General features: G+C 60.8%; 10 protein-coding genes. 4 read left to right on the forward strand and 6 right to left on the reverse strand.

Annotation, left to right across the window (positions count from 1 at the left end; translation table 11 throughout):
• Nucleotides 1-47: 47 nt before the first annotated feature.
• Nucleotides 48-695, forward strand: coding sequence for a peptide-methionine (S)-S-oxide reductase MsrA (gene msrA / locus HQ912_RS26095; RefSeq protein ID WP_047226186.1), 648 nt, complete (start codon nt 48-50; stop codon nt 693-695).
• 118 nt (nt 696-813) lie between these two features.
• Here the strand turns inward: msrA and HQ912_RS26100 are convergent, their stop codons facing one another.
• From HQ912_RS26100 to HQ912_RS26110, 3 genes are all read right to left on the reverse strand, one after another.
• Complete coding sequence (locus HQ912_RS26100) at nt 814-1,653, reverse strand: 23S rRNA (adenine(2030)-N(6))-methyltransferase RlmJ (protein WP_076382940.1); 840 nt, start codon at nt 1,651-1,653, stop codon at nt 814-816.
• A 94-nt stretch (nt 1,654-1,747) separates the two neighbouring features.
• Complete coding sequence (locus HQ912_RS26105; RefSeq protein WP_076382942.1) at nt 1,748-2,482, reverse strand: DUF4123 domain-containing protein; 735 nt, start codon at nt 2,480-2,482, stop codon at nt 1,748-1,750.
• The gene (locus tag HQ912_RS26110) at nt 2,479-4,536 is read right to left on the reverse strand and encodes a type VI secretion system tip protein VgrG (RefSeq protein WP_107321428.1); all 2,058 of its coding nucleotides are present in this window, start codon (nt 4,534-4,536) and stop codon (nt 2,479-2,481) included. The genes HQ912_RS26105 and HQ912_RS26110 overlap by 4 nt, the downstream gene beginning before the upstream one ends.
• Nucleotides 4,537-4,802: 266 nt before the next feature.
• Here HQ912_RS26110 and HQ912_RS26115 point away from each other — a divergent pair, with 266 nt between their 5' ends.
• A complete protein-coding gene (locus HQ912_RS26115) occupies nt 4,803-5,297 on the forward strand; it encodes a DUF2165 family protein (RefSeq protein WP_107321427.1) in 495 nt (164 codons plus the stop codon).
• A 91-nt stretch (nt 5,298-5,388) separates the two neighbouring features.
• On the opposite strand, the gene putP is transcribed toward HQ912_RS26115, so the two are convergent.
• Nucleotides 5,389-6,873 carry a sodium/proline symporter PutP gene (gene putP / locus HQ912_RS26120; RefSeq protein WP_047225920.1) on the reverse strand — a complete coding sequence of 495 codons (1,485 nt, stop codon included), beginning with the start codon at nt 6,871-6,873 and terminating at the stop codon, nt 5,389-5,391.
• A gap of 466 nt (nt 6,874-7,339) precedes the next feature.
• Between putP and putA the strand changes: the two genes are divergently transcribed.
• The gene (putA, locus tag HQ912_RS26125) at nt 7,340-11,293 is read left to right on the forward strand and encodes a trifunctional transcriptional regulator/proline dehydrogenase/L-glutamate gamma-semialdehyde dehydrogenase (RefSeq protein WP_047225921.1); all 3,954 of its coding nucleotides are present in this window, start codon (nt 7,340-7,342) and stop codon (nt 11,291-11,293) included.
• A gap of 245 nt (nt 11,294-11,538) precedes the next feature.
• Nucleotides 11,539-13,341: an acyl-CoA dehydrogenase gene (locus tag HQ912_RS26130; protein WP_107321426.1), complete on the forward strand. Its 1,803-nt coding sequence runs from the start codon at nt 11,539-11,541 to the stop codon at nt 13,339-13,341.
• 164 nt (nt 13,342-13,505) lie between these two features.
• Here the strand turns inward: HQ912_RS26130 and HQ912_RS26135 are convergent, their stop codons facing one another.
• Entirely contained in the window at nt 13,506-13,808 is a 303-nt protein-coding gene (locus HQ912_RS26135; protein ID WP_047225923.1) for a cell division protein ZapA, read from the reverse strand.
• On the reverse strand, nt 13,805-14,035 hold the full coding sequence (locus HQ912_RS26140) for a hypothetical protein (RefSeq protein ID WP_047225924.1): 231 nt from the start codon (nt 14,033-14,035) through the stop codon (nt 13,805-13,807). Before HQ912_RS26140 ends, HQ912_RS26135 begins: the two co-directional genes overlap by 4 nt.
• Nucleotides 14,036-14,322 lie beyond the last annotated feature (287 nt).

The following is a 14,322-nucleotide window of genomic DNA, read 5'->3' on the forward strand; positions in this document are numbered from 1 at the left end:
CTCATTGCTTACATTCGCTCAACTCAATCTGACTGAGAGGACTGATGATGGTCTTGCGCTCGGAAATCCTGGTGAACAAAAACGTGCTCCCTACTCAAGAACAAGCTCTGCCTGGCCGCGAAACCCCAATGACCGTGCCGGAAAAACACTTCGTCCACGATGCGCCGCTGCTGGGTCCGTTTGCCATGGACGTGGATTTCGCGATCTTCGGCCTGGGCTGTTTCTGGGGCGCGGAACGCAAGTTCTGGCAGCGCGAAGGCGTGGTCAGTACAGCGGTGGGTTACGCCGGTGGCTTTACGCCGAACCCGACGTACGAAGAAGTCTGCTCGGGCCTTACCGGCCACAGCGAAGTGGTCCTGGTGGTCTACGAGCCAGAAAAAGTCAGCTACGAGCAGCTTCTGAAGATGTTCTGGGAGCTGCACAATCCGACCCAGGGCATGCGCCAGGGCAATGACATCGGCACCCAGTACCGCTCGGTGATCTATGCCACCAACCCAACCCAACTGGCTGCCGCCAAGCACAGCGCGCAAGTATTTCAGGCTGAATTGACCAAGGCCGGTAAAGGCGTCATTACCACCGAGATCGAAGAAGCCCCGACGTTCTTCTTCGCCGAGGCTTATCACCAGCAATATCTGGCGAAGAACCCTGAAGGTTATTGCGGAATTGGCGGTACGGGCGTGACTTGCCCGATCTGACTTTTTGCCGCTGAAAAGCTTCGCGAGCAAGCCCGCTCCCACATGGTTCTGAGTCTGACCAATGTGGGAGCGGGCTTGCTCGCGAAGGCGCCCTATCAGACGGTATCAATGCATCTGATCAGCTTTCAGCGATCAACCAATCCATCTGCCAGCCGCCCTGGGTCTGCCCAAGCTTCTTCGACAACCAAGGCAGCAGCTCGCGCAATTCCTCCTCCAGCCCCCATGGCGGATTGGCAATCGCCAAGCCGGAGCCGTTCAGGCTATTGGGCGTGGCCAGCGGATGCACCAGCAATTCCACTCGCAACAATTTCGGCGCACCGGTGCCGGCCAGGTCCTGGTAGAAACGGCGCAACATCCGCTGGTCTTTCACCGGGTACCAGATTGCTGCCACTGTCTGGCGCATCCGGCCGATGGCCTCCTTGAGTGACGCGGCGCAGCGTTGCATCTCATCAAGCTGCTCAAAGGGCGGATCGATCAACATCAGGCCGCGCTTTTCCGCCACCGGCAGCAGCGCCCGGGGCACATGCCAGCCTTCGCCCAGGTGCACCGCCACGCGACGATCGCCTTTCATGTTGTCCTTGAGCAGCACACCGTCTTCTGGATGTTTTTCGTTCAGAAGTACCCGATCCTGCGGACGGGTCAGGCGCCGCGCCAGTTCCGGTGACCCCGGGTAGTAACGCAACTGCCCGTCCGGGTTCATTTCATGCAGCACTTTCATGTAGTCGGCGGTCAGCGCGGGCAGATCCTCCTGGCCCCACAACCGCGCGATGCCTTCAAGGTATTCGCCGGTACGATTGGCCTGATCGCCCTGCAAGTCGTACAGACCGATGCCCGCATGGGTATCGAGATAGGCGAAGGGCTGCTCCTTGCGCGACATCAAAGCGATGAGACGGGTCAAGGTCAGGTGTTTGAACACATCGGCGTGATTGCCGGCGTGGAAGGCGTGGCGATAATTCATGGCGGCTCCTGCGAAGGCCGAGGAGTTTACCTTGAAGCGCGCCCAACGTCAGGGGGTCGCAGCCGAACGGAAGGGCCGTGACCACACCCGGTGGTCATCTGCCCAACTCCTGCATCAAGTATTCTTGCAGGGGGGCTTTTGGCCCATGGACCATCCCTGGCGCCCCAAGAAAATGCCTGATCTTGCAGCGCAGGATGCTTTCGTCGGCCTGTTCGAACAGATACGGATGCTCTTCGCTCAACCACTTGAGCAGGTTATTGAGCAGACAGTCCGTCGTATCCCCGGCCAGTTCCTGCAACAACAGCGCAGGCACTTCCCACCAGGGGAACGCCCGGGCCGGGCGCAGGGCATTTCCCGGGATCTCGAAAGACCGACCGTTGATCAGGCAACGGCTGATGGCGGGCAACAGCTGGCTGACCTCCACCGCATCCGATCGCAGGATCGGCTGGATAAAACGCCCATCCCAAAAGCGGAAAAAAACCGACTTGCCACCGGGCAGCAGAACCTGGGTGAGCCCACGCAGATGTTCGGCAAGGCTTTGCTGGCTGCAAGCGGTCACCGCCAGCCAGCCCCAATCAAGCGAGTCGGTCGTCGCGACCCAGTCAAGAAACTCGCTGTCCGGGGCGACAGCTCCGACATAGGGCATGACCGTTTCCCAGTCGGCGTAAGGCGTATCGGCCCAGATCGGGCTGGGCGCCACCGTCATCGAACGCCTCCAGGCCATCAGCGGCCCGGCGGTGCTGGCGCTGCTGAAAATGGCGTAGAGCTGCTCGGATGCCTGCAAGGGCTGTTGCTCAAGCCAGGCGCGGGGAGATTGACCGGTACTCATGGACGCTCCTGGACACCAGCCCGCCTGGGCATCACCGGCAATGGTTCGCAGACGCCTCCTTTGCAACGCTCACACTCCTCACAGAATGGCGCCTGGCCCTGCAGGCTGAAAACTTGCGCGAGGGAAAGTTGCGCGGCTGCGGCCGCGACATGTGTTTCGGGACTGCCGGGTAAACCTGGCGCGGCACTCCTGGCCGTCATCGGTGCCCCACCCACCTGGATCGGCACGCTGCTGAAGATCCCCCCAGCCCCGATGTTGATCCAATGCCCACCGGCCTGAATGGTCGCGCTGACGCCGCCATCCAGCACCACTTGCTGCCCGGCGCTGACGTGAAATTGCTGGGTGGCATTGAGGGCCTGACTGGTTACCCGTATATGCCGCTCGCCGGCCACCACCAGATGATCATCCTGCCTGACCTCAACCTGGCGCTGACCATGGGTGATGCGCAACTCATCGGCCTTGAGCTCATGCCGCGCGGTGCCGGTGACAACGATGCTGCGTTCGTGATCAACCTGAACCCGCTGATCATGCAGCACATGCTGGGTCCAGTTGCGTTGAGCCCGCAGGTAAATCTCCTCGGCGCCCTGGCGATCCTCGATGCGCAATTCGTTATAACCGCCCCCGCCAGGGCTGCTCTGGCTGCGCAATATGCTGCGGGTTTTATCGGCCGGCAGGTCCAGGGGCACCGGGGTCGCGCCGTTCGGCAGGCAGCCCACGACCAATGGCTTGTCCACATCACCGTCGATGAAACCCACCAGCACCTCCATGCCGACCCGGGGAATCATCACGCTGCCATAGCGATCATGGGCCCAACCCGTGGCCACCCGTAGCCAGCAACTGGAGTGCTCGTCGCGCTGACCGTGGCGATCCCAGATCAGTTGCACCTTGACCCGTCCGTATTCGTCGCAATGGATCTCGCTGTCCACCGGCCCCGTCACCACCGCCGACTGATAACCGTGGGCGGCTGGCTTTTCGTGGGACAGGGGCGGACGAAAGAAAACATCCCAGGGGGTGGCGAGGAACGTATTGCTGTAGCCCTGGAACTCATCCGGACTGTCACCGACCGTTTCCTCCAGCACTTGTGGCTGGCGCCCATGGTGGGTGACTTGCGTGAGCAGCCAGAGATCGTTCCATTGCGCTCGAGGATGCCCGTTGATTTGGAGGAAGTGCCCACTGACGAGTGCGCATTGGTCGCTGCGCCCCTCGGCCAGACGGTGGTCGGCGCCATGGCGCTCCAGTGCGCGCCGGGTAAGGTGCCGGCCATGGTCGCGATCGGAAAACCGGCCGGGGTAGTGATACGCCTCCAGAGCCGGTTGCTGCTGACTGTCCAGACTGGTTTGCAACAGCAGACCGGGCTTTTGAAAATCGTAGTCACGCAGCGTCACCGCCGTGGTCCGGGTCTGTAGACGCACAGCCAGGCGCTTGATCGCCGGCTCGCTGGCGGCCATGCCACTGCCGGGCAGATACAACGTCGCCTCGGGCAGGCGGGGAAACACCGTCTGGTCGTCACCGAACACCAACAGATGGCCGTCGCGGCTGTGCCGGAAGTGATAATGGATCCCGGCCTCGGCGCAGATCCGCCCGATGAAGGCCAGGTCGCTTTCACCAAACTGCACACAGTATTCGCGTTCGGGGTATTGCCCACCGAGGTTGAACTGGAACGCGTCACCCTGAATCCCGTGATCCGTCAGGATCAGGGTAATGATTGCCGGCACGCTCAGGTGCTGGAAAATCCGCTGGTTGATTCGATGGTCCAGGTAAGCCAGGCGTGGTACCAGTCTGATCTGGTAACGGGTCAAGCGCTTGCCCGAGTCGCCTTGGGCCGCGCTATAAACCTGGCCGTGTATGCCCCGCCCCTGATCATCAAAAGCCAGAAAGGCCTGACGATGCAGGAGCTCTTCCAGCGCCAGATCCGGCCGCTCACTGACCAGTTCCAGATCAAAGCAATAGGGTTGACTGATGGCTTCCTTGCCCCTGAACTCAAGCACCTTGAGTTCATTCGGCCCGCTGTCGAGTGCCAGGGTGAAACGTGGTTGGTTGGCAGGCGCGAACATCCGATGTGCCTCTGCTGAATAAAAGCGGGCGATTCTGCATGAGCACCAGGGAGAGTTGATCGGACCTCAGGAAAAACAGAATTGCCTTACATTCAAGGAGATTAAAGCCGCATTGTCCGCTGCGTTTTCCGACAGACATTCCGCGCATGGTGGTGACCGAAGTCGCCGCAGGAAACAATCAGCAAATTCCTACAACCTGACGGCCTCAGGACCGCACTGGGCCGTGCTAACGTCCTTTCGTCGCAAAAAAGCAAAGGACGCAACCCATGACGACTCGCTACGCAAAAATCGCAATGACCCTGGCTCTCGCCGCTTTCGCCTTGCTGACCGTGTTCAACAACATCACGGACTACCATTCCAACTTCAATTTCGTCCATCACGTGCTGAGTATGGACACCACCTTTCCCGACAATGCCGCGCGCTATCGCGCCATCGACCAGCCTTGGGCATGGCACGGCGCCTACTGGCTGATCATCCTTGGCGAAGCGCTCACCGCAGGCTTGCTGGGCTATGGCGCGCTCGAACTATGGCAGGCACGTAAAACCCCGAGCGTGGTTTTCGCTCAGGCCAAACGCTGCGCCATCATCGGTTTGACGGTGGGTTTCTTCGTCTGGTTCTTTGGCTTCATGGTCGTCGGCGGGGAATGGTTTCTGATGTGGCAATCAGAAATCTGGAATGGCCAGGACGCAGCCTTCAGGTCCTACATGGCGCTACTGGGCGTGCTGATATTTCTCAATCAGCCCGACACAGAGCTGGACTGATGCCCATAAAAAACGGCCCGTCTCCATGGGAGGACGGGCCGTTTCTCTATTCAGAAGCTTCGCGCGAGCCGTCAAGGCCTCGCTGGAGGTCTTACTGGTTCAGGCGGAAATCTTTCTCAGCCGCTTCGAAGCGCTGCAGCATACCGGCGGTAGGCGAGCCCATCTTGCTGACGAAGTAGATAGCCAGGCTGGCGAAGATGAAGCCTGGGATGATTTCGTACAGGCCCAGCAGCTCGAAGTGTTTCCAGACGATCACGGTGATCGCTCCCACCAGGATGCCTGCCAGCGCGCCGTTACGGGTCATGTTTTTCCAGATCACCGAGATCAGGACAACAGGACCGAAGGCAGCACCGAAACCGGCCCAAGCGTAGCTCACCAGACCCAGGACACGGTTCTCCGGGTTGGCAGCCAGGAAGATGGCAACCACTGCCACCAGCAACACCATGGCGCGACCGACCCAGACCAGCTCCAACTGGGAAGCATGCTTGCGCAGGAAAGCCTTGTAGAAGTCTTCGGTCAGGGCACTGGAGCACACCAGCAACTGACAGCTCAGGGTGCTCATGACAGCTGCCAGGATCGCCGACAGCAGCACACCGGCCACCCATGGGTTGAACAGCAGCTTGGCCAGCTCGATGAACACACGCTCAGGGTTCTCGGTCACGGGGCCGGCCACTTCCGGGTGCGCCGAGAAGTAAGCGATACCGAAGAAACCGACAGCCACGGTGCCGCCCAGGCAGAGAATCATCCAGGCCATCGAGATACGACGAGCCTTGGCGATGGACTTGACCGAGTCAGCAGCCATGAAACGCGCCAGGATGTGCGGCTGGCCGAAGTAGCCCAGGCCCCAGCCCATCAGCGAGATCACGCCGATGAACGTGGTGTTTTTCAGCATGTCGAAAGCAGTAGGATCTTTCGCTTCGATGGCCAGGAACGTGGTGTCCACGCCGCCGGTCGCCAGCAGCACGATGATCGGCGTGAGGATCAGCGCGAAGATCATCAGGGTCGCTTGTACGGTGTCGGTCCAGCTCACGGCCAGGAAGCCACCAATGAAGGTGTAGGCAATGGTTGCCGCCGCACCGGCCCACAGCGCTGTCTCGTAGGACATGCCGAAGGTGCTTTCAAACAGACGGGCACCGGCCACGATGCCGGAAGCGCAGTAGATGGTGAAGAACACCAGGATCACCACCGCAGAGATGATCCGCAGCAGGCCGCTGGTATCTTCAAAACGGCTGGAGAAGTAATCCGGCAGTGTCAGCGCGTCACCGTTGTGCTCGGTCTGTACCCGCAGGCGACCGGCCACGAACAGCCAGTTCAGGTAGGCACCGATGATCAGGCCGATGGCGATCCAGCCTTCCGACAGGCCGGACATGTAGATAGCACCGGGCAAGCCCATCAACAGCCAGCCGCTCATGTCGGAGGCACCGGCGGACAATGCAGTCACGACGCTGCCCAGGCTGCGACCGCCCAGGATGTAATCGGAAAGGTTATTGGTGGAGCGATAAGCCATCAGGCCGATCAGGACCATTACAGCGATATAGATCACGAAAGTGATCAGGGTGGGATTACTAACACTCATGAGTTACGCCCTGGCTTTGTTTTTATGTAGCGGTGGCAGTAGGAAGCGTCGACAAGACAACCATAGACCTTGCTTGACGTTTCCAGGACCCGCGAATTTATGACTGATGTTTCCCCAGGAAAGCCATCAGCCGATGCCCCTCGGCTTCGAGCCGGTTGCACCTTGGCGACGAATGCTATTCAACAAATGAAATAAGGTGCAACCAGTTTCGCTCGATTCAGTTGCACCCAGTCGGTTTTTTCGCCAAATGACCGTTTTTTGCTCCCTTTTAGTGCGATATCAACCTTTGGCTAGAAGCCAATGCACTAAGCAGAAGCACCGCTCACGCCGCGAATTTTGCTTTCCTGATGAGCTGCTTATTTTTTCGACGAAAAAAGGTTGCACCCGGTTGCACCTCGGCCAGCTCGCAGCTAATCTTGCCGCCAGCTGATGCCACGCAATACGTGGTAAACATGAGGATAAAAATATGGCTACCACCACCCTTGGGGTCAAACTCGATGACCCAACCCGCGAACGCCTCAAGGCGGCCGCAACCTCGATTGATCGCACGCCCCACTGGCTGATCAAGCAGGCAATTTTCAATTACCTGGAAAAACTCGAGGGTGGTGCAACCCTGACCGAACTGAACGGTTCGACCCGCGCCGACAACGATGAAGCCGGCGACGTCCAGGTCGACCACGCGCACCAGTGCTTCCTGGAGTTTGCCGAAAGCATTTTGCCGCAATCGGTCCTGCGCGCCTCTATCACCGCCGCTTACCGTCGTCCGGAGCCGGAAGTGGTGCCGATGCTGATCGAGCAGGCGCGCCTGCCGGCAGACATGGCCGAAGCCACCAACAAACTGGCCTCCTCGATTGCTGAAAAACTGCGCAACCAGAAGAGTGCCGGCGGCCGTGCCGGTATTGTTCAGGGGCTGTTGCAGGAGTTTTCCCTGTCGTCCCAGGAAGGCGTGGCGCTGATGTGCCTGGCCGAGGCGCTGCTGCGTATCCCGGACAAAGGTACTCGCGACGCACTGATCCGCGACAAGATCAGCACCGGCAACTGGCACCCGCACCTGGGCAACAGCCCATCGCTGTTCGTCAACGCCGCCACTTGGGGCCTGCTGCTGACCGGCAAACTGGTCGCCACCCATAATGAAGCGGGCCTGACTTCCTCCCTGAGCCGCATCATTGGCAAGAGTGGCGAGCCGATGATCCGCAAGGGCGTCGACATGGCCATGCGCCTGATGGGCGAGCAGTTCGTCACCGGTGAAACCATCGCCGAAGCCCTGGCCAACGCCAACAAATTCGAGACCAAGGGTTTCCGCTATTCCTACGACATGCTGGGTGAAGCCGCACTCACCGAACATGACGCCCAGAAGTACCTGGCCTCGTACGAACAAGCCATCCACTCGATCGGCAAGGCGTCCCACGGCCGCGGGATTTATGAAGGTCCGGGCATTTCCATCAAGCTCTCGGCCCTGCACCCCCGCTACAGCCGCGCCCAGTACGAGCGCGTCATGGAAGAGCTGTACCCGCGCCTGCTGTCGCTGACCCTGCTGGCCAAGCAATACGACATCGGCTTGAACATCGACGCCGAAGAAGCCGACCGCCTCGAACTGTCCCTGGACCTGCTGGAACGCCTGTGCTTCGAACCACAGCTCACCGGCTGGAACGGCATTGGCTTCGTGATCCAGGCGTACCAGAAGCGTTGCCCGTACGTGATCGACTACGTCATCGATCTGGCCCGCCGCAGCCGTCACCGCCTGATGATCCGCCTGGTGAAAGGCGCCTACTGGGACAGCGAGATCAAACGCGCCCAGGTCGAAGGCCTGGAAGGCTATCCGGTCTACACCCGCAAGGTGTACACCGACGTTTCCTACATCGCCTGCGCCCGCAAACTGCTGTCGGTGCCGGAAGCCATCTACCCGCAATTCGCCACGCACAACGCCCATACCCTGTCGGCCATCTACCACATCGCCGGTCAGAACTATTACCCGGGCCAGTATGAGTTCCAGTGCCTGCACGGCATGGGTGAACCGCTGTACGAACAGGTTGTAGGCAAAGTTTCCGAAGGCAAGTTGAACCGTCCGTGCCGCGTGTACGCTCCGGTCGGCACCCACGAGACGCTGCTGGCTTATCTGGTTCGTCGCCTGTTGGAAAACGGTGCCAACACCTCGTTCGTCAACCGCATCGCCGACCAGTCCATTTCCATTCAGGAGCTGGTGGCCGATCCGGTAGCCAGCATCGAGCAGATGGCAACCCTGGAAGGCGGCTTCGGCCTGCCGCACCCGCGCATCCCGCTACCGCGTGACCTGTATGGCAGCGAACGCGCCAACTCCAGCGGCATCGACCTGGCCAACGAACATCGCCTGGCCTCGCTGTCCTGCGCCCTGCTGGCCACCGCCCATAACAACTGGAAAGCCGCGCCGATGCTCGGTTGCGCAGCCAGCGAAGAAGCACCGGCACCGGTGCTGAACCCGTCCGATCACCGTGACGTGGTCGGCCATGTGCAGGAAGCCACGGTCGCTGACGTCGACAACGCCATCCAGTGCGCCCTCAACGCGGCGCCGATCTGGCAGGCCACGCCACCGGCCGAGCGCGCTGCGATCCTGGAGCGCGCCGCCGACCTGATGGAAGGCGAGATCCAGCCGTTGATGGGCCTGCTGGCCCGCGAAGCCGGCAAGACCTTCGCCAACGCCATCGCCGAAGTGCGTGAAGCCGTGGACTTCCTGCGTTACTACGCAGTGCAGGCCCGCAACGACTTCACCAACGATGCCCACCGCCCACTGGGCCCGGTGGTCTGCATCAGCCCGTGGAACTTCCCGCTGGCGATTTTCAGCGGACAAGTGGCCGCCGCGCTGGCCGCCGGTAACCCGGTACTGGCCAAGCCTGCCGAGCAGACGCCGTTGGTGGCTGCCCAGGCCGTGCGCCTGATGCTCGAAGCCGGTATTCCGGAAGGCGTGCTGCAACTGCTGCCGGGCCGTGGCGAAACCGTCGGTGCCCGCCTGGTGGGTGATGATCGGGTCAAAGGCGTGATGTTCACCGGTTCCACCGAAGTCGCTCGTCTGTTGCAGCGCAACATCGCCGGGCGCCTGGACAACCAGGGGCGTCCGATCCCGCTGATCGCCGAAACCGGTGGCCAGAACGCGATGATCGTCGACTCCTCGGCCCTGACCGAACAAGTGGTCATCGACGTGGTGTCTTCAGCATTCGACAGCGCCGGCCAGCGTTGCTCCGCCCTGCGGGTCCTGTGTTTGCAGGAAGACTCGGCCGACCGCGTCATCGAAATGCTCAAGGGTGCCATGGCTGAATCGCGTCTCGGCAACCCGGAGCGCCTGTCGGTAGACATCGGCCCGGTGATCGATGCTGAAGCCAAGGCCGGTATCGAGAAACACATCCAGGCCATGCGCGACAAAGGTCGCACCGTGTACCAGATGGCAATCGCCGACAGCGCCGAGTGCAAGCGCGGCACGTTTGTGATGCCGACCCTGATCGAGCTGGAAAGCTTCGACGAGCTGCAGCGTGAGATCTTTGGTCCGGTGCTGCACGTAGTGCGCTACAAGCGCAAGGAACTGGATCAACTGATCAACCAGATCAATGCCTCCGGTTATGGCCTGACCCTGGGCGTACACACCCGCATCGACGAGACCATCGCCAAGGTGATCGATAACGTCCATGCCGGTAACGTCTATGTGAACCGCAACATCGTGGGTGCCGTGGTCGGCGTGCAACCGTTCGGTGGCGAAGGCCTGTCGGGCACCGGTCCCAAGGCCGGTGGTCCGCTGTACCTGTACCGCCTGCTGTCGACACGGCCTACCGATGCGATCCAGCAGTCGTTCGTCCGTGACGACGCCCTCAACGCGCCAGACCTGCGCTTGCGTGACGCCATGAGCAAGCCGCTGACCGCCCTGCAAGCCTGGGCAGACAGCCAGAAACTCGCCGAATTGAGCGCCCTGTGCGTACAGTTCGCGGCTCAGTCGCAAAGCGGTATCACCCGCCAACTGACCGGCCCGACCGGCGAACGCAACAGCTACGCCATCCTGCCCCGCGAGCACGTGCTGTGCCTGGCGGACGTAGAGGGCGATCTGCTGACGCAACTGGCCGCGGTGCTGGCGGTAGGCGGCTCGGCTGTTTGGCCGGAAACCGACACCAGCAAAGCTCTGTTCGCACGTTTGCCGAAAGAAATTCAAGCGCGCATCCAGCGGGTTTCCGACTGGGCCAAGGACGAAGTGGCTTACGACGCCGTCCTGCATCATGGCGACTCGGATCAACTGCGCAGCGTTTGCCAGCAAGTGGCCAAGCGTGCCGGCGCCATTGTCGGAGTCCAAGGCTTGTCCCAGGGCGAAACCAACATTGCACTGGAGCGTCTGGTGATCGAACGGGCGTTGAGCGTCAACACCGCTGCGGCGGGTGGCAACGCCAGCCTGATGACCATCGGCTAAACCGCTGTAGACCAGGCATCTGCAATGGGTGCCTGGTCATCAAAATCCCTGTGGGAGCGAGCCTGCTCGCGATAGCGGTGGATCAGTCGACAACATTCCTGACTGACCCACCGCTATCGCGAGCAGGCTCGCTCCCACATTTTGATTAGCGTCGCCCTCTCTCCTCCATCACCCAAATCAATCATCCTGTTCAGCCTCTATTGCCACGCCTAGACTCGGCCCATTCCCAAAAAAGGTAAGCCGCCATGTCCGAGACGTTGCTCAGTTCCCGAAATCTGGCTTTCGAGCTGTATGAAGTCCTTGATGCCGAGGGCTTGACCCAGCGCGAGCGGTTCGCCGAGCACAATCGCGAAACCTTCGACGCGGCCATCGGCACCGCCCGCAGCATCGCCGAAAAATATTTCGCACCGCATAACCGCAAGAACGATGAAAACGAGCCGCGCTACGAGGACGGTCAGGCGATCCTGATTCCGGAAGTAAAGCCGGCGGTGGATGCCTTCCTGGAGGCCGGTTTTCTCAATGCCGCACGCAGTTTCGACGCCGGCGGCATGCAATTGCCGACGCTGCTGTCCCAAGCCTGCTTCGCGCACTTTCAGTCGGCCAACGCCGCTTCGACCTCTTACCCGTTCCTGACCATGGGCGCGGCGAACCTGATCGAAAGCTTCGGCAGCGAGGAGCAGAAACAACGTTTCCTGCAACCGATGATCGATGGTCGCTTCTTCGGCACCATGGCCCTGACCGAACCCCACGCCGGATCTTCGCTATCGGATATTCGTACCCGTGCGGAGCCGGCATCCGACGGCACTTATCGGCTCAAGGGCAACAAGATCTTCATCTCCGGCGGCGATCATCCGCTGTCGGAAAACATCGTGCACATGGTCCTGGCGAAACTGCCGGACGCGCCACCCGGCGTTAAGGGCATCTCGCTGTTTATCGTGCCCAAGTTCCTGGTCAACGACGACGGCAGCCTCGGCCAGCGTAACGACGTGCTGCTGGCCGGGCTGTTCCACAAGATGGGCTGGCGCGGCACCACCTCCACGGCGCTGAACTTCGGCGACAACGGCGAATGCGTCGGTTACCTCGTGGGGAAACCGCACCACGGCCTGAGCTACATGTTCCAGATGATGAACGAAGCGCGGATCGGCGTTGGCATGGGTGCGGTCATGCTGGGTTACGCCGGCTACCTGTATTCCCTTGAATACGCCCGCGAACGTCCGCAGGGCCGGGTGCCCGACAGCAAGGACCCCACCACCGCTCCCGTGGCGATCATCCAGCACGCCGATGTACGTCGCATGCTGCTGACCCAGAAGGCCTACGTTGAAGGCGCATTTGACTTGGGCCTGTACGCCGCACGCCTGTTCGACGACACCACCACCCTTGAAAGCGAAGCCGAGCGCAGACGCGCCCATGAGTTGCTGGATCTGCTGACCCCCATCGTCAAATCCTGGCCATCGGAGTTTTGCCTGAAAGCCAACGAACTGGCGATCCAGATTCTGGGGGGCCACGGCTATACCCGCGAATACCCGGTCGAACAGTATTACCGCGACAACCGCTTGAACCCGATTCATGAAGGTACTCACGGCATCCAGTCCCTGGACCTGCTGGGCCGCAAACTGGCGCAAAACGGCGGTGCAGGGCTCAAGCAACTGATCCGCCTGGTGGCCGACACCAGCGAACGCGCCCAGGCGTACGAATCGTTGACGCCTTTGCGTCAGCCGCTGGAAGCCCTGGTGGCGCGCCTGCAAACGGTGACCCTGGGCCTGCTGACGGACCTGGCCCAAGGCAAGGTCAACAGCAGCCTCGCCAACTCGGCGCTGTATCTCAAGGTGTTTGGGCACATGGTGATTGGCTGGCGCTGGCTGGAGCAGGCGATTCGGGCCGAGGAAGGCCTGGCCAAGGGGAACGCGACGGACACCGACTTCTATAAGGGCAAGCTGCAAGCGGCGCGGTATTTCCTGACCTGGGAAGTGCCGGGTTGTCAGCATGAGCTGGCGCTGCTTGAGGCGCGGGATGATACCTGCCTTGGGATGCGGGAGGAGTGGTTCTGATCCAGTTCTTGCGGCGCGGCTGAAACCCAATCGCGAGCAGGCTCGCTCCCACAGTGAATCGGCGGTGAACACGGATATTGCGTTCACTCAGCCCCATGTGGGAGCGAGCCTGCTCGCGATGACTTAAGTACAGACAACGACGCTTTGTAAGCCAAGTTGCGACTTCAAGCCTGCTGAATCGTCTTGGAAATGACCTCGACCGTGGCGCTGACTTGCTCTTGGTAACGGTCGAGTTCCGCTTGATGTTGCTTCTGCATTTCCATCTGCTGCGAGCACAGGTTCATGGCCGCCAGCACCAGCAGACGATCACCGATCAGCGTCGGGTATTTCCTTTTGGTGTCGGCCAGAGCGGCCTTGAGCATCGAAGCGGCGTCCAGCAGGGCCTGTTCCTGCCCGGCCGGCGCCTTGATTGAATAGTCCTCTCCCAGAATCGAGACGACCGTCACCCCGTCGGCGCCATGCTTCATGCGCTGACAGGACCGGCGCTGGCGCGCTCGATCAGGGCCTGGATGCGCGCGGCGGTGGTGCCGTGCAGCTCTTCCTGTTCCATCAGGCTCAGTTGCAGGCTTTCATTTTCATCCTTGGCCTTGGCCAGTTCCGCGTTCAGGGTCTCATTCAGGCCGGCCAGTTGACGGTTCTGTTGCACCAGGTCGTTGACCAGTTGTTCCAGTTGGCTGAGGGATGTTTCCAACATATTGATTTCCAGGCTTTTTCAAGGGGGCGCGTACGATAAAGAAAAGTCACCGTCAATGCCACGACTTGGGGCGGCGGTGCTTCGCTGGCGAGCTGTAAAGACTGTGAATGGAAGATCTGGTTCCCGCCCTTCGTCGCGCAGCAGGCGCTGCCCTGCGACAAAAGCACGCAGCGACTCAAGACTTTAGTCGTATGACCGATAAGTCAGGGAACACCTGTCACCACCCCCGCACGGACGCGCCCCCTTCCGGTACTTTCCATGTCCCTACGTAATATGAATATCGCGCC

This window comes from Pseudomonas sp. MPDS, from assembly GCF_013283895.1.
Taxonomy (GTDB): domain Bacteria; phylum Pseudomonadota; class Gammaproteobacteria; order Pseudomonadales; family Pseudomonadaceae; genus Aquipseudomonas; species Aquipseudomonas rhizophila.